Annotated in this window: 17 protein-coding genes and 2 riboswitches; of the genes, 11 read left to right on the top strand and 6 right to left on the bottom strand. The window is 61.0% G+C overall.

Annotated features, from left to right (window positions below):
* Nucleotides 1–119: 119 nt before the first annotated feature.
* Nucleotides 120–704 carry a Fe-S biogenesis protein NfuA gene (gene nfuA / locus ACIPLA_RS02790; protein ID WP_007946504.1) on the top strand — a complete coding sequence of 195 codons (585 nt, stop codon included), beginning with the start codon at nt 120–122 and terminating at the stop codon, nt 702–704.
* 172 nt (nt 705–876) lie between these two features.
* On the opposite strand, the gene cobM is transcribed toward nfuA, so the two are convergent.
* From cobM to ACIPLA_RS02770, 4 genes are all read right to left on the bottom strand, one after another.
* A complete protein-coding gene (gene cobM, locus ACIPLA_RS02785; protein ID WP_063340164.1) occupies nt 877–1,623 on the bottom strand; it encodes a precorrin-4 C(11)-methyltransferase in 747 nt (248 codons plus the stop codon).
* A gap of 82 nt (nt 1,624–1,705) precedes the next feature.
* The gene (locus tag ACIPLA_RS02780; RefSeq protein ID WP_007898224.1) at nt 1,706–2,119 is read right to left on the bottom strand and encodes a cobalamin biosynthesis protein; all 414 of its coding nucleotides are present in this window, start codon (nt 2,117–2,119) and stop codon (nt 1,706–1,708) included.
* Nucleotides 2,116–2,823, bottom strand: a complete 708-nt coding sequence (locus ACIPLA_RS02775; protein ID WP_401171251.1) for a CbtA family protein — start codon at nt 2,821–2,823, stop codon at nt 2,116–2,118. The genes ACIPLA_RS02780 and ACIPLA_RS02775 overlap by 4 nt, the downstream gene beginning before the upstream one ends.
* An 11-nt stretch (nt 2,824–2,834) precedes the next feature.
* On the bottom strand, nt 2,835–3,041 hold the full coding sequence (locus tag ACIPLA_RS02770; RefSeq protein ID WP_063340162.1) for a CbtB domain-containing protein: 207 nt from the start codon (nt 3,039–3,041) through the stop codon (nt 2,835–2,837).
* A 120-nt stretch (nt 3,042–3,161) separates the two neighbouring features.
* A riboswitch (cobalamin riboswitch) is annotated at nt 3,162–3,390 on the bottom strand.
* Nucleotides 3,391–3,577: 187 nt separating this feature from the next.
* Nucleotides 3,578–3,792, top strand: a riboswitch (cobalamin riboswitch).
* A gap of 100 nt (nt 3,793–3,892) precedes the next feature.
* Between ACIPLA_RS02770 and cobW the strand changes: the two genes are divergently transcribed.
* From cobW to ACIPLA_RS02745, 5 genes are all read left to right on the top strand, one after another.
* Nucleotides 3,893–4,960 (top strand): cobalamin biosynthesis protein CobW, encoded by a 1,068-nt coding sequence (gene cobW, locus ACIPLA_RS02765; protein ID WP_401171248.1) that lies wholly within the window; start codon nt 3,893–3,895, stop codon nt 4,958–4,960.
* Between the two features lie 3 nt (nt 4,961–4,963).
* The gene (gene cobN, locus ACIPLA_RS02760; RefSeq protein ID WP_401171245.1) at nt 4,964–8,830 is read left to right on the top strand and encodes a cobaltochelatase subunit CobN; all 3,867 of its coding nucleotides are present in this window, start codon (nt 4,964–4,966) and stop codon (nt 8,828–8,830) included.
* A 136-nt stretch (nt 8,831–8,966) separates the two neighbouring features.
* Nucleotides 8,967–9,974 carry an ATP-binding protein gene (locus ACIPLA_RS02755; RefSeq protein WP_401171242.1) on the top strand — a complete coding sequence of 336 codons (1,008 nt, stop codon included), beginning with the start codon at nt 8,967–8,969 and terminating at the stop codon, nt 9,972–9,974.
* Between the two features lie 119 nt (nt 9,975–10,093).
* Nucleotides 10,094–10,639, top strand: a complete 546-nt coding sequence (locus ACIPLA_RS02750) for a VWA domain-containing protein (protein WP_218395953.1) — start codon at nt 10,094–10,096, stop codon at nt 10,637–10,639.
* A gap of 184 nt (nt 10,640–10,823) precedes the next feature.
* Nucleotides 10,824–12,470 carry a phospholipase D-like domain-containing protein gene (locus tag ACIPLA_RS02745; protein WP_401171238.1) on the top strand — a complete coding sequence of 549 codons (1,647 nt, stop codon included), beginning with the start codon at nt 10,824–10,826 and terminating at the stop codon, nt 12,468–12,470.
* A 131-nt stretch (nt 12,471–12,601) separates the two neighbouring features.
* Here the strand turns inward: ACIPLA_RS02745 and ACIPLA_RS02740 are convergent, their stop codons facing one another.
* Nucleotides 12,602–13,825 (bottom strand): NADH:flavin oxidoreductase/NADH oxidase family protein, encoded by a 1,224-nt coding sequence (locus tag ACIPLA_RS02740; RefSeq protein ID WP_218395949.1) that lies wholly within the window; start codon nt 13,823–13,825, stop codon nt 12,602–12,604.
* Between the two features lie 77 nt (nt 13,826–13,902).
* Here ACIPLA_RS02740 and ACIPLA_RS02735 point away from each other — a divergent pair, with 77 nt between their 5' ends.
* Nucleotides 13,903–14,319 carry a MerR family transcriptional regulator gene (locus ACIPLA_RS02735; RefSeq protein WP_401171235.1) on the top strand — a complete coding sequence of 139 codons (417 nt, stop codon included), beginning with the start codon at nt 13,903–13,905 and terminating at the stop codon, nt 14,317–14,319.
* Nucleotides 14,320–14,385: 66 nt separating this feature from the next.
* On the opposite strand, the gene ACIPLA_RS02730 is transcribed toward ACIPLA_RS02735, so the two are convergent.
* Nucleotides 14,386–14,835, bottom strand: a complete 450-nt coding sequence (locus ACIPLA_RS02730; RefSeq protein WP_218395945.1) for a co-chaperone YbbN — start codon at nt 14,833–14,835, stop codon at nt 14,386–14,388.
* Nucleotides 14,836–15,177: 342 nt separating this feature from the next.
* On the opposite strand from ACIPLA_RS02730, the gene ACIPLA_RS02725 reads away from it, so the two are divergent.
* The 4 genes from ACIPLA_RS02725 to ACIPLA_RS02710 are packed head-to-tail and all read left to right on the top strand — an operon-like array spanning nt 15,178 to nt 18,200.
* Nucleotides 15,178–16,026: a transporter substrate-binding domain-containing protein gene (locus ACIPLA_RS02725; RefSeq protein WP_218395943.1), complete on the top strand. Its 849-nt coding sequence runs from the start codon at nt 15,178–15,180 to the stop codon at nt 16,024–16,026.
* A gap of 52 nt (nt 16,027–16,078) precedes the next feature.
* Nucleotides 16,079–16,741: an amino acid ABC transporter permease gene (locus ACIPLA_RS02720; protein WP_105341167.1), complete on the top strand. Its 663-nt coding sequence runs from the start codon at nt 16,079–16,081 to the stop codon at nt 16,739–16,741.
* A gap of 8 nt (nt 16,742–16,749) precedes the next feature.
* Complete coding sequence (locus ACIPLA_RS02715; protein ID WP_218395941.1) at nt 16,750–17,412, top strand: amino acid ABC transporter permease; 663 nt, start codon at nt 16,750–16,752, stop codon at nt 17,410–17,412.
* Entirely contained in the window at nt 17,409–18,200 is a 792-nt protein-coding gene (locus ACIPLA_RS02710) for an amino acid ABC transporter ATP-binding protein (protein ID WP_063340152.1), read from the top strand. The genes ACIPLA_RS02715 and ACIPLA_RS02710 overlap by 4 nt, the downstream gene beginning before the upstream one ends.
* The last annotated feature ends 10 nt before the right edge of the window (nt 18,201–18,210 follow it).

Below are 18,210 nucleotides of genomic sequence, written 5' to 3'. Positions count from 1 at the left end.
GCCTTCGCGAGCAAGCCCGCTCCCACATTGGATCAGCGCATCTTTCCCGACAAAAATACTAGGACTTTGTCCGGCGCGATGATTGGCGTAAACTGCGTCCAAGCCTGCGAGGAGTTTCCATGACCGCTATTACCATTACCGACGCCGCCCACGATTATCTGGCTGATCTGCTCTCCAAGCAGAACACCCCGGGTATCGGCATCCGCGTCTTTATCACCCAGCCTGGCACCCAGTACGCCGAAACCTGCATTGCCTACTGCAAGCCGGGCGAAGAAAAACCTGAAGACACGGCGCTGGGGCTCAAAAGCTTCACCGCTTACATCGACTCGTTCAGCGAAGCATTTCTGGACGATGCGGTAGTCGACTACGCCACCGACCGCATGGGCGGCCAACTGACCATCAAGGCGCCAAACGCCAAAGTACCGATGGTCAACGCCGACAGCCCGGTCAACGAGCGCATCAACTACTATCTGCAAACCGAAATCAACCCGGGGCTGGCCAGTCACGGCGGTCAGGTCAGCCTGATCGATGTGGTCGAAGACGGCATCGCTGTGCTGAAATTCGGCGGCGGTTGCCAGGGCTGCGGCCAGGCAGACGTCACCTTGAAGGAAGGCATCGAGCGCACCTTGCTTGAGCGTATTCCTGAGCTCAAGGGCGTTCGTGACGTGACCGACCATACGCAGAAAGAAAACGCCTACTACTAAGGTGTTCGCTGCAAACCTAAAAAAACGGTGCCCGTGAGCACCGTTTTTTTTTGGGGTGAAGTTCACTGACGCCTTCGCGAGCAAGCCCGCTCCCACATTAGATCTTCACTGGACACAGTATTGGTGTTCGAAGCAGATCCACTGTGGGAGCGGGCTTGCTCGCGAATAGGGCCTATGGGCGATACAAATGCGCATGCCCCGCGCGATACAACGATGATTCACTGAAGTGATCGCTGCCCAACACCCGGCCCACCAGAATCAGCGCCGTCCGGCGAAATCCCTTGGCTTGAACCTTCCCGGCAATATCCGCCAGCGTCCCCACCACCCAATCCTGATCCGGCCAGGTCGCCCGATGAATCACCGCGATCGGGCAATCGGCGCCGTAGTGCGGCAGCAATTCAGCAAGGATTTTCTCCAGATGATTGACCCCCAAGTGGATCGCCATGGTCGCCCCATGCTGCGCCAGACTGCCCAGTTCTTCACCGGCCGGCATCGCGGTCTTGTCGGCGTAGCGGGTCAGAATCACGCTTTGTGACACGTCCGGCAGGGTCAGTTCAGCACCCAAAAGCGCCGCGCAGGCGGCGGTGGCGGTGACGCCGGGAATGATCTCGAAAGGGATGTCGAGTTCACGCAAGTAGCGAATCTGCTCGCCAATCGCCCCGTACAGGCTCGGATCGCCGGAGTGCACCCGGGCTACGTCCTGGCCGTTGGCATGGGCGGTCTTGATCAGCTCGATGATCTGTTCCAGGTGCAATTCGGCGCTGTTGACCACCTGTTCGGCGCGGTGGCCGTCCAGTACAGCGGCGGGGACCAGGGAGCCTGCATAGATGATGACCGGGCAGCTACGAATCAGCCGCTGGCCTTTGACGGTGATCAGTTCCGGGTCGCCGGGGCCTGCGCCAATGAAGTAGACGGTCATCGTCGTTTCCTGTCAGAAAAAGGGTATGGGCACGCTTCAGATGAAGATTGCTCATGATCGAAGGCGGGGATTATCGGGGATTTTACGCGGCGCTGGCCAATGCGAGGGTGGCCTGGGCGTATTTTTGTCGCGGAATCAGCAACTTTGCCGGTGCCTGAGCCAATTGTTCGGCCAGTGCCAGCGCGGCACTTTCCGCTACGCCGTAACAGCCGGTGCGTTCGAACGCGATGTCCGAGTGGTGGCTGAGTTGCGGTTCATAACCGGCCAATTGTTCGCTGCTGAAATACATCAACGGCAATGCCAGCTGTTCGGCCAGTTCGATCAGGGCGGGTTCTTCGCGCTTCAGGTCGATACTGGCCAGGGCCTTGATCTCACGGAGCTCGATTTGATGGGCCTGTAACGCTTGATCAAGCAGCGCCCGCAGCGTGCTGACGGGGCAGCCGCGCTGGCAGCCCAGGCCGACCACCAGGGTCGGCGCTGCGCTGACGTCAGTCATGCGCAGTATTGGCCATCGCTTTTGCGGCGGAACAACCAGGCGCTGATCAGGCCCAAGGCCAGCCAGAACGCCATGTTGGTCAGCTGCGAAGCGATTTTGAACTGCGCTTCCAGGGCTTGCGGCGCGAGCATCGAATGGACTTCCGGTTGCGGCGCGCCAATCACATGAGGCACGGCCAGGATCGCCACACCAAGGATCTTCATCAGCCAGTGGCGGCTGAACACGATCAGCGCGATGCCGACAGCGGTGGAGGCGGCAGTGCCAATCCACCAGATCTGCCGTTGCGCCAGATCCGCCGCGGCAGTGCCCGGCAGCTCAGGTGGCAGGCCGAGGGTGGGCGCCAGCACGAACGTCGCGTAACCGGCCAGACCCCAGAGCAGGCCCTGAGAGGTGCGGCGTGGAGCGCGCAAGGTGTAGAGGCCCGCGAGCATCAGGGCGAAACCCACCGCTACCACCAGATTGCCGCCGGTGGTCGACAGCACGCGCTGCCAGCCGTCTTCCGGCTCCCAGGCTTCGGCATCGTGGGTGTGAGCGGTGACAGCTCCCGCGGCGTGCTCGTGGATTTCAACCGCGGCCGGCTCGGATTTTTCGTAGGTCTCGGCCTGCAGAATCAGCGGAGCCACCCAGAAGCTTTGCAGCAGGGTCAGCAGCAGGGCGGCCAGCAGCCCGGTGAAACCTGCGGTTTGCGCAATACGCTTGATCATGTCAGCAGGTCTCAATGGCACGGGAATGCGGCGCTGTGACGGGTATCGTGCGCGGCGTTGTGTACCGCTTCGATGTGCGAGAAACCGGCGAAATACACAAGGCTGGCGCCAAGAATCGACGCACAAAAAGCGGCGGTCAGGCGTTGGCTCAGGGTAGTGGTGGTGCTGATCGTGCTCTTTTTATCGGTGTTGCTGGCGGTGCTGCTGATGATCGACATGGCGCTTCCCTCTGGTCTGTCAGCGGGTGAATAGAGCGCATGAAAACCTCCGTACGCCGTGGCACGCAGAGATTTCGAACAGCGCCCGCCCACCGCGGGTTTGTTATTCAGTGAACGTAAAAGTCACTTTGTGTTGCGGGCCGGTCTCCGGGCTCGCGAGGGGCAGGGCTTGTGCCCAAACCTGCAAGCATCACCTTCCCATGCCGTATGACGGGCACAGTGGATTTGACGCTTCACTCGCTTACCGTTGCGGGGGCAGCACCGGACTGACATGGCTTTAGAGTAAAGCACATGATTCACCGGTTTCCCGTTTCACCCTGTGAAGGGCACCCGTAACAAGGCGTGTAGGAGAGCATGGGCGGGGGTTGGGCGTCAATTGGCATGGGTTCTCACTTGGATACCGAGTCGCTCCTTTCGCGAGCAAGCCCGCTCCCACAGGGGAACGCATTTCAAATGTGGGAGCGGGCTTGCTCGCGAAGGCGTCGGCTCAGGCGCCACAGAACTCAGGTGGACATTGACCCGCCCCCACACGATGCGTAGCCTTGCGCTTTCGAGGTTCTTCGGCGTCTGCCGAAGCTAAGAAGGGAACGCGGTCGATGCCGCGGCTGCCCCCGCAACTGTGAACGGTGATGTTCGCTGCCACGCCACTGCAAACACTGATCTATCAGGTTCGCGGGAAGGCGCAGCAAACGCCAGTCGAACGATTGGCACACCGTCAGCCAGGAGACCTGCCTCGATACAGATTCTCACTACAACCGGGCGGGGTGATCCGGTGGCGGAACTCTTGCGCGCGTGCATCCGCCGCTGCGATTGTCGTCCCGTATGCCCGCCACCTTGCCAAAGGGCATCCGATGAAAACACTGGCCAAACTCCCCGTCACCATCGTTACCGGCTTCCTCGGCTCGGGCAAAACCACCTTGCTGCGCCACATGCTCGACAACGCCCAGGGCCGCCGTATCGCGGTGATCGTCAACGAGTTCGGCGAGCTGGGCATCGACGGTGAAATCCTCAAACAGTGCTCGATCGGCTGCACCGAAGAAGAAGCCAACGGACGCGTTTACGAACTGGCCAACGGCTGCCTATGCTGCACGGTTCAGGAAGAATTCTTCCCGGTGATGCGCCAACTGGTGGCCCGTCGTGGCGACCTCGACCACATCCTGATCGAAACGTCCGGCCTGGCCCTGCCGAAGCCTTTGGTTCAAGCCTTCCAGTGGCCAGAAATCCGCAGCGCCTGCACGGTTGACGCGGTGATCACCGTGGTCGACAGCCCGGCCGTCGCTGCTGGTACCTTCGCGGCGTTCCCGGACCAGGTCGATGCCCAGCGCAAACTCGACCCGAACCTGGACCACGAATCGCCGCTGCACGAGCTGTTCGCCGACCAACTGGCCAGCGCCGATCTGGTGATCCTCAACAAGGCCGACCTGATCAGCGCCGCAGACCTGGCCCGCGTGCGCCTGGAAGTCGCCGAAGAACTGCCGCCAGCGGTGAAAGTGATCGAGGCCAGCAGCGGTCGTCTGCCACTGGACGTGCTGATCGGCCTCGGTGCCGGCTCCGAAGAACACATCGACAGCCGCCACAGCCATCACGATCATCACCATGAAGGCGAAGACGATCACGATCATGACCATGACGCGTTCGATTCCATCTCCATCGAGCTGCCACAAGCCGACGAAAGCCTGCTGATGGACGCGCTGACGCAACTGGTGGTCCAGCACGGCATCCTGCGGGTCAAAGGTTTCGCGGCGGTACCGAACAAGCCGATGCGCCTGTTGATCCAGGGTGTGGGCACGCGTTTCGACAAGCACTTCGACCGTCAGTGGGGCGCTGAAGAAGCGCGCACCACCCGTCTGGTGTTGATCGGTCAGGCGCTGGATGCTGCGGCGCTCGAAGCGCAATTGCGCGCTGCGCTCAGCGTTTAAACCATGCACCTGCTCAGGACCCAGCCCGGCGGTTTCGTGTCGGATGACAACATTGCCGACCTTGGACAAACCCCCGCCGAGCTGGTGATTCTGTGCAGCGGCGATTCCAGCCTGGCGTTGCTTGCCGAAGCGGCGCAGCAGTTGCCCGACGATTACCCGAGCGTACGCCTGGCCAACCCGATGCAGGTGCAGAATCACGCCTCGGTCGATCTCTACGTCGACGAAGTGCTGCGCCACGCCAAGGTGATTCTGATCTCGCTGCACGGCGGCATCGCCTATTGGCGTTACGGCATTGAGCGGCTGGTGGAATTGTCCGAGCGCGGTGTGCAGCTGATTCTGGTGCCGGGGGACGATCGCCCGGACCCGGAACTCAGTGACCTGAGCACCGTAACCGCGCAAGACCGCGACCGGCTCTGGCACTTCCTGCGTCAGGGCGGCATGGCCAACGCGCTCGACCTGTTTCGCTGCCTCGCCAGTCGTTGGCTGGATCGCGACTACTCATGGTCCGAGCCGCAAACCCTGCCACGCACGGCGATCTACCACCCGCACAAAAGCCCCGCTGAGTTGAGTGATTGGCAAGCCGACTGGCAAGCTGATCAGCCGGTGGCGGCGGTGCTGTTTTACCGCTCGCATTTGCAGGCGGCGAACACCGGTTTCATCGATATTTTCTGCCAGCGTTTGCAGGCGGCGGGGTTGAACCCGTTGCCGATTGCGCTGGCCAGTTTGAAAGAGCCCGGCTGCCTGACGATGGTCGAGGACTTGCTGGATGAAGTCGAAGCGGGGGTGATTCTCAACACCACCGGTTTCGCCCAGTCCAGCCCCGAAGCGCCGCATCTGCGACCGTTTCGCCGCAACATTCCAGTGATCCAGGCGATCTGCGCCCAAGACAATGAACCCGGTTGGCGCGCCAGCGAACAAGGCCTCGGTCCCCGCGACCTGGCGATGCACATCGCGCTGCCGGAGCTGGACGGGCGGATCATCAGCCGGCCGATCAGTTTCAAGGACCTGGCCTGGCGCAGTGAGCGCAGTCAGTCAGACGTGGTCTGCTACCGGCCGCAACCTGAGCGCATGGATTTTGTCGCCGAACTGGCGCGGCGCTGGATCGATCTGGCGCGGGTGCCCAACGGCGAAAAACGCATCGCCCTGATCCTCGCCAACTACCCGACTCGCGATGGGCGCATCGGCAATGGCGTTGGCCTTGATACTCCGGCTGCGGCATTGAACATCCTCCGCGCGCTGCGCGCCGAAGGTTATCCGCTGCCGGCCGAGTTGCCGGACAGCGGCACCGCGCTGATCCAGCAATTGCTCGGCGGCGTCAGCAACGACCTCGACACCCTCGATCAGCGTCCCTGTCATCAAAGCCTCGCGCTGGACGACTACAACCTGATGTTCAACGCGCTGCCCGAGGCCAATCGTCAGGCGGTGCTGGAGCGTTGGGGCTCGGCCGAAAACGATCCGATGTTCCGTGGCGGACGAATGATGATTGCCGGTCTGCGCTTCGGCCTGACCTTTGTTGGCATTCAGCCGGCCCGGGGGTATCAGGTCGATCCAAGTGCTGTCTATCACGACCCGGACCTGGTGCCTCCTCACGGTTATCTGGCGTTCTACTTCTGGTTGCGCAACACCTATGGCGCTCACGGCGTGATCCATGTGGGCAAGCACGGCAACCTCGAATGGCTGCCGGGCAAGGGCGTCGGGCTGTCGGAAAACTGCTGGCCGGATGCGTTGCTCGGGCCGCTGCCGAACATCTATCCGTTCATCGTCAACGACCCGGGTGAGGGCGCCCAGGCCAAGCGCCGCACCCAAGCGGTGATCATCGATCACCTGATGCCGCCGCTGACCCGCGCCGAAACCTACGGTCCGCTGCGCAATCTCGAATTGTTGGCCGACGAATATTACGAAGCACAATTGCTCGATCCGCGCCGCGCCCGGGAACTGCAGCGCGACATTCTGCAATTGGTGCGTGACACGCACATCGACCGTGAACTGCAACTGGACGAGAGACTCGACAGCGATGCCGATGCGGCGATCTGGTTGCCGCGCCTGGACACGTACCTGTGCGACTTGAAGGAGTCGCAGATCCGCGACGGCCTGCACGTGTTTGGCGAGTCGCCAGTGGGGCGGTTGCGCATCGACACTTTGTTAGCTTTGCTGCGTATTCCTCGCGGCGATGGTCGTGGGGCGCAATCGAGTTTGTTGCGGGCGCTGGCCAAGGCGTTTGCGTTGGGTTTCGACCCGCTGGATTGCGTTTTGGCCGAGCCTTGGAGCGGACCTCGACCGGAGGCATTGCTGTCGGTCAGCGATGAACTGTGGCGTACGGCGGGGGATACCCGTGAACGTCTGGAGCTGTTCGCCACTCAACTGATTTCATACACGTTAGACCAGCCTCAAGCCCAACCCGGCCCCTGTGGGAGCGGGCTTGCTCGCGAAAGCGGTGTGTCAGGCAAATCAATGTCGACTGGCACTCCGCTTTCGCGAGCAAGCCCGCTCCCACAGGAGGCAGGTTGGTCTGAAGTGAACGCCATCATCGACAGCCTGCGCGAAGTCGTTGCCCCACGCCTGGACGCCTGCGGCCCGGCGGAAATGCGCGGCCTGCTGGACGCCCTCAGTGGTCGATTCGTCCCCGCCGGGCCTAGCGGCGCGCCGAGTCGCGGCCGTCTGGACGTGCTGCCCACCGGGCGCAATTTCTATTCGGTGGATGTGCGCAACCTGCCAACCACCACCGCGTGGCGCATCGGTTTCCAGTCCGCGAACCTGATTCTTGAGCGTCACTTGCAGGACCACGGCGATCACCTGCGTCAGCTCGGTCTGTCGGTTTGGGGCACCGCGACCATGCGCACCGGCGGCGATGACATCGCCCAGGCTATGGCGCTGATGGGCGTGCGTCCGGTCTGGGCGACGGGCAGCCAGCGGGTCGACGATTTCGAGATTCTGCCGTTGAGTTTGCTGGACCGTCCACGGGTGGACGTGACCTTGCGCGTCTCCGGATTTTTCCGCGATGCCTTTGCCAACCTGATCCGGCTGTTCGACGCCGCCGTGCAAGCGGTCGCCGCACTGGATGAGCCGGATGATCTCAACCCGTTGGCGGCCAAGGTCCGCGCCGAGCGGCAAGCGTTGCTGGAATCCGGTCTGGATGAAGACGCTGCGCGGCGGCAAGCCGGCTGGCGCATCTTCGGGGCCAAACCGGGTGCTTACGGAGCGGGCGTGCAGGGCGCCATCGACGGTCGTTTGTGGCAAAGCCGTGAAGATTTGGCCGAGGTTTACCTGAACTGGGGCGGCTACGCTTACGGCGGCTCTGACGAAGGCACCGCCGCCCGCGAACAGTTCGCCCAGCGTCTGAGCCAGGTGCAGGCAGTGCTGCAAAACCAGGACAACCGCGAGCACGACTTGCTCGATTCCAACGACTATTACCAGTTCCAGGGAGGCATGCTGGCAGCCGTCGAAAGCCTCAGCGGTGAAGCGGCGGCCAGTTATCACGGCGACCACAGTCAGCCGGACTTGCCCAAGATTCGCACGTTGAAGGAAGAGCTTAACCGGGTGATTCGTTCCCGTGCGGCCAACCCGAAATGGATCGACGGGGTCAAGCGCCATGGCTATAAAGGCGCGTTCGAATTGGCGGCGACGGTCGACAACCTGTTTGCGTTCGACGCGACGACTCAGTTGATCGACGATCACCAATATGCGTTGCTGGCGGACGCCTATTTGCTCGATCCAGCGACCCGGGAGTTTGTCCGCGAACACAATCCCCATGCCTTGCGCGACATGACCGAACGCATGCTGGAGGCGCAGCAGCGGGGTCTGTGGAAAGAGCCGGGCGAGTACCGCGAGGCGCTGGAAAATTTGTTGCTGGACATAGAAGAAGACGGGTAACCATAAGAGGTGCGAGGACTTCGTCCTCGATCGCGGGCAAGCCTCGCTCCTACAGGACGGCGGCGCACTTGTAGGAGCGAGGCTTGCCCGCGAAGACGTACTGACAAACACCACCGACCACAATGAGTAATGCCACATGACCGACACCCCCCATTTCCCGCTCTCCGCCGTGGTCGGCGCCGATGACTTGAAGCTCGCGCTGTACCTGACCGCCATCGATCCAAAAATCGGTGGCGTACTGATCGAAGGCCCGCGCGGCATGGCCAAATCGACCCTGGCCCGAGGCTTGGCGGACCTGTTGGCCAGCGGTCAATTCGTCACCTTGCCCCTGGGCGCCACCGAAGAACGATTGGTGGGCACCCTCGATCTCGATGCGGCCTTGAGCGAAGGTCGCGCACAGTTTTCCCCCGGCGTACTGGCCAAGGCCGACGGCGGCGTGTTGTATGTCGATGAAGTCAATCTGCTGCCCGATCACCTCGTGGACTTGCTGCTCGACGTGGCCGCCAGCGGCACCAACCTGATCGAGCGCGACGGGATTTCCCATCGGCATTCGGCGAAGTTTGTGCTGATCGGCACCATGAACCCCGAAGAGGGTGAGCTGCGTCCGCAATTGCTCGACCGCTTTGGCCTGAACGTCGCCCTCAGTGGCCACACCGCACCCGCCGAGCGCGGTCAGATCATCCGTCGCCGACTGGATTTCGACAGCGACCCGCAAGGGTTCTGCGCCGAGTGGGAAAGCCAGCAACACGCACTGCGCGAGCGCTGCCAAAAGGCGCGTTCGGCACTGGCGAACATTCCCCTCGACGATGCCGCGCTGGCGCAGATCACCGAGCGCTGCTTTGCTGCCGGCGTCGATGGCCTGCGAGCCGATCTGGTCTGGCTACGTGCAGCTCGGGCTCATGCCGCCTGGCGCGGAGCGAATGCCATTGGCGAAGAAGATATCGACGCGGTCGCCGAGTTTGCCTTGCGCCATCGTCGTCGCGAACACTCGCCACCGGCGCCGCACCAATCACCCGCAGCGCAGCCGCCTTCCAATCAGAACGCCAACCCGAGCGAAGGTCAGGGCCAGTGGGGCGAAATGCCCGCCCAAGCGCTGCCGGTCGGCGCACGACGTGAAGTGCCGAGCTGGCCAAAAAAGCCCTAGGCATTCGCCCTCGATCGGACGCGGGGGCGAATGCCAGACCCCGTGCAGGACGGCTGGATCACGGTAAACAGGGCAAGCGTCACGCAGCCCTGAGCGGATCGATCAATTGGCCCGGCACCTTGCTCAATGGCCGACCGCGTCAACGCGACGATGTGCTGTTTCACCTGCGCACCCGCAGCCCTCATGAATTATGGCTGGTGATCGTCGATGCCTCGGCCTCGACCCGACGTCATCAAGCGTTGAGCGATGCCAAGGGCTTGTTGGCGCAACTATTCGACGATGCCTATCGACAGCGTGCGCGCCTGGCGTTGCTGACCGCCAGTGGTCATGTGCCGAAGTGGCAAGTGCAAGGGTTGAAAGCCTCCGCTGGCTTGCGCGACTGGCTCGACGGGCTCGGGGCTGGCGGCGGTACGCCGATGCTGGCGGCGTTGGGCGAGGCAGGGCGCTGGTTGGCGGCTCGGCAAAAACGTTTTCCTGCTGAACAGCAAAGGCTGTTGCTGGTGACGGATGGACGGGTGAAGGAATGGTCAGCGCTGCCAACACTGGATTGCCCCGGGCTGCTGATCGACATCGAGCGCGGGCCGATTCATCTTGGTCGGGCAAAGGTGTTGGCGACGCAGTTGCAGGTTGATTATCGACATATCGATGAGCTGATTTCAGGTTGAGTTTGGTATTGATAGTGCTGGCCCCTTTGCGAGCAAGCCCGCTCCCACATTTAATCTGTTGCGTTCACAAATCCCATGTGGGAGCGGGCTTGCTCGCGAAGGCATCACCTCGGAATCGGATAAGTGCGGTTAGTCCGCATCGCTGCCCTATGCTCTGTAAGCAAGACAATCACAGGAGTGACCCATGCGCGTTCTAGCCCGCAACGATCAGGACGATTTCCGCGTCAAAGCCTACGCGGGCACCAACGGCGTGTTGCTGGCGATCGACCTGGCCGAACCCCGCCGCAAAGGCCTGCTGGGTTTCGCCATCGAAAAAAAGCAAGGCAGCAAACCCTGGCTGTTTCTGTTCAACAGCCTGACCTTCCCCGGCAAGGCTCATACGTTCCCCCAGTTTCACGCTACCCCCAGCGATACCGCGCCATTGCAAAAATTTCGCTGGGCCGATTACGCGGTCAATCCGGGCGTGACGATCCATTATCGGGTTCACCTGGCCTACGGCACCGCCGATGCACCGCAGCTGGGTGAGTTTCTGGAAGTGACGCTCACCACCGACAATGGCCTTCCAGCGGGCCAGAGCGTCATCTTCAACCGGGCGGTGGCGGCGAGTCAGGCCTTCCAGCGCAAATTCGCCGACCTCGATGCGCAGCTCAGCGCCAACAAAAAACTGCCCATCGAAGAATGGCCCGACGCTCCACGGCAATGGCTGGAAAACGGTCTGCTCGCACGCTTGCTGGGGTTCATCGAACGGGCCGAGGATGGCCGGTGGGCGCTGGACATCGCGATCTATGAATATCAGTTGAAGGTGATTGTCGATGCGGTGAACGCTGCGTTTGAGCGCGGCGTAAAGGTTCGGGTCCTGTACCACGCCCAACCCGACGAAGACACCACGGCGATGAACGAAGCCAGCCTGGAAAAAATCCCGGCGGCGAACAAGCGCGGGCGAGTCACGCATAACATATTCCACAACAAGTTCATGGTCCTCAGCCGGCTCGACGCAGCGGGGCAGCATCAGCCCGAAGCGGTGCTCTGTGGCAGCACCAACTTCACTCCCAACGGTGTTTATCGTCAGGCCAACGTGGTGCATGTGCTGGACGACGCCCGGATCGGCGCCAGTTATCTGCAAACCTTCGAGCAGGTCTGGGCCGACCCGACGGATGTCGGCGCCACACGGGAATGGCTCACGGAAAACAATCCGATGCAACCGGAACAGGCACTGTTCGCCGGCTTCTCACCGCGCTCGGGCCAGGGCGACTTGCGTGAGTTCGTCGACATCATCAACGCCGCCAAAAAAGACCTGCTGTTTGTCACCGCGTTCGCCTTGCCGGACGAAGTGCTCAACGCGTTGCTCGGCCTGCCCCACGACGACATCTTGCGTTACGGCCTGCAAAACACCGTCAGCAGCATCACCGGTTTCCACGCCGACCGCACCGCTCAATTTGCCGCCACCGCGCTGCTCAATACCGGCCTGGAAGGCTGGCTCAAGGAAAACATGAAAGGCCAGAAGGGCAGACTGCTGGTGCACACCAAAGCCATCGTCGTCGACTTCACCAGCGACGCACCGACGATCATCAGCGGCAGCCACAACCTGAGTGAGGCGGCCAGTAACGGCAATGATGAGAACTTTCTGATCATCCGTGGCGACACCGACCTGGCCGATCGTTACGGGTTGGAACTGCTGCGCTTTTACGAGCATTACCGGTTCCGCTACTTCGCAAAAAAACTGGCGCTCAAGCAGGTCCGACCGTTGGCGCCGGATGACAGCTGGACCGATGACTATTACCGCGAGGGCGATCTGCGCATGTTGTCGCGGTTGCGCTTTGCCGGACGATAAACAACTTGGCAAGGAATGGTACCTGTGGGAGCGGGCTTGCTCGCGAAAGCGGTGTGTCAGACGACATTAATGGTGACTGTGCCGCCGTCTTCGCGAGCAAGCCCGCTCCCACAGGGATTGCATCTAACTGACTATTTACCCATCGCCTGGCGGTACTGACGGGTACGTCGAGCGATGTACAACTGATCGAGGATCAATGCCCATACCGCCGAGACTTGCGGCCTGGGCTTGTGCCCGCGGCTCAATCGATGAAGCTGAAACTTCACCACGGCCATGTTTGCCAGCGCCGCCAGAGGTTTGCGTTTCCAGCGAATCGGTGGCAACTGCGGGTGACTGTTCTGGCCTTCACGCCAGCGTTTGACCAGGTTAGGTTCGATGGCCATTGCCGTGCCGATGCCGGCCATGGCGATACCGCTGTCGAGCACTTGTTCGACGATCGCCAATCGCCGTATGCCGCCAGTCACCATGACCGGCATGCTCGCCACACTGGCCAGTTCACCGGCCATTTCCAGAAAGTACGCTTCTCGCGCCAGGGTCCGACCGTCGCGTGCCTCGCCTTGCATGGCCGGGGCTTCGTAACTGCCGCCGGAGAGTTCCAGCAAATCGATTTGCTGGTCGTTGAGCCACTGGATCACTTGCCGGGCGTCGTCGGCGTCGAAACCGCCGCGCTGGAAGTCCGCGGAATTGAGCTTCACCCCCACACAAAACTGCGGCGATACGCACTTGCGAACAGCGCTGAGCACTTCCAGCAGCAGGCGCGCGCGATTTTCCAGAGAACCGCCCCAGCGGTCGGTGCGGCGATTGGTCAATGGTGAGAGAAACTGGCTGATCAGATACCCGTGCGCGGCATGGATCTGCACCCCGGTAAAGCCGGCCTTTTCCGCCAGGGAGGCGCTGGTGGCGAAGCGTTGAATGACCTCTGCAATGTCGTTTTCGCCCATGGGTTTGGGTTCGGCAAACATCTTCGAAAACCCGCCCAGATCCAGCGCGACCGCCGAAGGTGCCCAGGCTTGCTGGCCGAGGTTGGCCATGGTCTGGCGGCCGGGATGATTGAGTTGCACCCAGAACTGCGCGCCACCGGCCCGGCCGATGGTTGCCCACTGACGAAAGCGTTCCAGGTCTCGCTCGTCTTCCAGCACCACGCCACCGGGGCCGGTCATGGCGCGGCGGTCGATCATCACGTTGCCGGTCAGCAACAACCCGGCTTCGCCGTCGGCCCAGGCTTGATACAGCCGAAACAACTCGCCGGAAGGCGCCTGCCCGGTATCGGCGAGGTTCTCTTCCATCGCGGCTTTGGCGATACGATTGCCGATGGTCTGGCCGTTGGGCAAATTCAACGCTTGGAAGGGCGACATGCTTGACTCCTCATCAGTGAAGCGTAGAGGCTAAGCTTAAAGTTAACTTTAATGTCAAGCGTGCAAACGAGGCCGTGATGAAGATTGGTGAATTGGCGCAACAGAGCGGGTTGAACGCCTCGCGCATTCGTTTTTACGAGGCTCAGGGCCTGATCCGCCAGGTCGAGCGGCAGGCCAACGGCTATCGGCGTTACCCGCCGCAAGTGTTGCAAACCCTGAAAATCATCCAGTGCGCCCAACAGGCCGGTTTCACCCTCGAAGAGCTGAAGTTGCTGCTACCGGATGCCACGACGGGTGAGGTCAATCACGACGAACTGGTGGCGAGCCTTGGACGCAAGGTCGAACAGATCGAAGCGATGCAACTGCACCTGGCCCAGAGCAAGGCGCAGTTACTGGAGGTGATCGAGAATATCCAGGTGCGACCCGAGGGCATGGGGTGCGGTGCGAATGCCGAGCGGGTGCTGGCGTCGCTCAAGCATTCGCAGAACCTGTAGGAGCGAGGCTTGCCCGTGGTTTTTCAGGCGTTACGCGTCATCGTTCTTCGCGGGCAAGCCTCGCTCCTACAGGGTACTCATTGAACGTACATTCAACAGCTCTCGTGCCCGAGGCGCGGTGCATAACGATCGAAGGGTTTTCTGCAACCACGGCAAGTCATGGTGAGGTTTGCGGGCAACCTGTTTGGGCCTGAGCTTGCCGATGTGCTTTTTGAAATTTTCTTCCAGGGTTTCCCGGGTTCCAATTCCCTTGAGCTTCTTCAGCAACTTCCCCTCCTTGTAGAACAGCACAGTGGGTGTGCCGGTGACTTCCGGATGCCGAGGGGACTCGCTCGTGCTCAGCATGTAGACCTGCGCATGCTCCTTATACTGCTCGGCAATCGTGCGGAAAACCGGCTCGGCCATTTCGCAGGCGTAACAGTTTTTATTGCCGAAATACAGAATGACCGGGCGCCAGGTTTTCAGGGCTTTGCGATAGGCCGGAGCCAGCGTTGATGGGTGAGTCATCGAACTCATTGAAATCTCCTTTTCAAAGACTATCGAAGGCCTGTTGACGTTAAAGGAGGCAAGCAGGTGGGTCTACTGTCAGAAATTACAGGTAGGGCTCTGCTTCATTTTGAATCGCTATGGCTTCAGATGTGGTGCAAGTACTCGAGCGTTGTGTCCCACGGTAGCGTTCTCTTATTTGTGCGTTTCGTAACGCCTTCCTCGCGCTCACGCGCATCCATCTGATTCAAAACACTTTCCAGACTCCCCGAGATTCCGCCCACAACCTGTGGCACACTTTCTGCTGTCTATTCCGTTGTTACATACCTGTTTCCGGTATAGCGGAATAAACATCACCCTGGAGTGCTTGCCATGCATCGCCGACCTTCGTTGTTTAAAGCGTGTGTTTTTCTGTTCGCGGCTTCGGCCGTTGTCATGGGTGTCGCCCAAGCGGCAGACAGCAAGCTCGACAGCGTGCTGGCCCGTGGGAAATTGATCGTGGGCACGGGCAGTACCAATGCGCCGTGGCACTTCCAGGGCGCGGATGGCAAGTTGCAGGGATTCGATATTGATATCGCGCGCATGGTGGCCAAAGGGTTGTTCAACGACCCGAGCAAGGTCGAGTTCGTGGTGCAGTCGTCCGATGCGCGGATTCCCAATCTGCTGACCGACAAGGTCGACATGAGTTGCCAGTTCATCACCGTGACCGCCAGCCGCGCACAGCAAGTGGCGTTCACCCTGCCGTACTACCGCGAAGGCGTCGGCCTGTTGTTGCCGGCCAACAGCAAGTACAAGGAAATCGACGACCTGAAGGCCGCCGGCGATGGCGTCATCGTGGCGGTCCTGCAGAACGTGTACGCCGAGGAACTGGTGCATCAGGCGTTGCCCAAGGCCAAGGTCGATCAGTACGACAGCGTGGACTTGATGTATCAGGCCGTGAACTCCGGCCGTGCCGACGCGGCGGCCACCGATCAGTCGTCGGTGAAATACCTGATGGTGCAGAACCCTGGTCGCTATCGTAGCCCGGCTTATGCCTGGAGCCCGCAAACCTACTCCTGTGCAGTCAAGCGTGGCGATCAGGACTGGTTGAACTTCGTCAACACCGTCCTGCATGAAGGCATGACCGGTGTTGAGTTCCCGACGTATGCGGCGTCGTTCAAGCAGTGGTTCGGTGTCGATCTGCCGACCCCAGCGATCGGTTTCCCCGCTGAATTCAAATGATCCCGTGAGAGCGGGGCGGTTCTAAATCGCCCCGCTCAAGGTACTGCTGACCATGAACTATCAGTTGAATTTTGCCGCCGTCTGGCGCGACTTCGACACCTTGTTGGCGGGGCTCGGTCTGGGCCTTGAGCTGGCGCTGGTGTCGATCGCCATCGGCTGCGTGATCGGCCTGCTGATGGCGTTTGCATTGCTGTCAAAGCACCGCGCATTGCGGGTGCTGGCGTCGGTGTATGTGACGGTGATCCGTAATACGCCGATCCTGGTATTGATCCTGTTGATCTACTTCGCGTTGCCGAGCTTAGGGATTCGTCTAGACAAGATCCCGTCGTTCATCATCACCCTGTCGCTATATGCCGGGGCGTACCTGACCGAAGTGTTCCGCGGCGGGTTGTTGAGCATTCCCAAGGGGCTCCGTGAAGCCGGCCTGGCGATCGGGCTCGGTGAGTGGCAGGTCAAGGCGTACATCACCGTGCCGGTGATGCTGCGCAATGTGCTGCCGGCCCTGTCGAACAACTTCATTTCGCTGTTCAAGGACACCTCGCTGGCGGCGGCGATTGCCGTGCCGGAGCTGACCTATTACGCGCGCAAGATCAATGTCGAGAGCTACCGGGTGATCGAAACCTGGCTGGTGACCACAGCGCTCTATGTTGCGGCCTGTTACCTCATTGCCATGATGCTGCGTTACCTCGAGCAGCGTCTGGCGATTCGCCGATAGGAGCCCCCATGTACGAATCTCCCAGTTGGATGCATGAGTTATGGGTGGCGCGGGAAGTCCTGTGGCAAGGCTTTCTGACCAGTGTGCAGTGCTCGGCGCTGGCGATTTTACTGGGCACGCTGGTCGGCATCGTTGCAGGTCTGGTGCTCACCTACGGCACGTTCTGGATGCGCGCGCCGTTCCGGTTTTACGTCGACATCATTCGCGGCACGCCGGTGTTTGTATTGGTGTTGGCCTGCTTCTACATGGCACCGGCCTTGGGCTGGCATATCAGCGCATTCGGTGCCGGCACCTTGGGGCTGACGCTGTTTTGCGGCTCCCACGTTGCCGAGATTGTGCGCGGTGCATTGCAAGCGCTGCCCAGTGGCCAGATGGAAGCGAGCAAGGCCATCGGCCTGACGTTTTACCAGGCGCTGGGCTACGTGTTGTTGCCTCAGGCGTTGCGGCAGATCTTGCCGACCTGGGTCAACTCGTCCACCGAGATCGTCAAGGCCTCGACGCTGTTGTCGGTGATCGGCGTCGCCGAATTGCTGCTCAGCACCCAACAGATCATCGCCCGGACGTTCATGACCCTGGAGTTTTACCTGTTCGCCGGTTTGCTGTTTTTCGTCATCAACTACGCCATCGAATTACTCGGCCGGCACATTGAAAAGCGGGTGGCTTTGCCATGACACAAGCTCAAGTTTCGACACAGAATCAAGCGCTGCTGGACATCCGCGGCCTGCACAAACAATACGGCCAGCTCGAAGTGCTCAAGGGCGTCGACCTGACGATGCAGCGCGGCAACGTGGTCACGCTGATCGGCTCCAGCGGCTCGGGCAAGACCACGCTGCTGCGCTGCGTGAACATGCTCGAAGAGTTCCAGGGCGGGCAGATTCTGCTCGATGGCGAATCCATCGGCTATCACGAGGTCAACGGCAAGCGCGTGCGGCACCCGGAAAAAGTCATCGCCCGCCATCGCGCCATGACCGGCATGGCGTTCCAGCAATTCAATCTGTTCCCGCACCTCACCGCGTTGCAGAACGTTACCCTCGGTTTGCTCAAGGTCAAAAAGCTGCACAAGGATGAAGCCGTGGCGCTGGCGGAAAAATGGCTGGAGCGGGTTGGCCTGCTGGAACGTCGCGATCATTACCCCGGCCAGTTGTCCGGCGGCCAGCAACAGCGCGTGGCGATTGCGCGGGCGATTGCGATGAACCCGAGCCTGATGCTGTTCGATGAAGTCACCTCGGCCCTCGACCCGGAACTGGTGGGCGAAGTGCTGAACGTGATCAAGGGCTTGGCCGAAGATGGCATGACCATGCTGCTGGTGACCCACGAAATGCGCTTTGCCTTCGAGGTCTCGGACAAGATCGTGTTCATGAATCAAGGGCGGATCGAAGAGCAGGGGCCGCCCAAGGAACTGTTCGAACGCCCACAGTCGCCGCGTCTGGCGGAATTTCTCAAGAACACCCGTTTTTAACGTTTTCAAT

Origin of the sequence: Pseudomonas sp. NPDC086112 (genome assembly GCF_044746425.1) — a bacterium.
Classification (GTDB): domain Bacteria; phylum Pseudomonadota; class Gammaproteobacteria; order Pseudomonadales; family Pseudomonadaceae; genus Aquipseudomonas.
Note: the sequence above shows the minus strand (reverse complement) of the source record. Positions and strands in the feature narration are given on the sequence as shown.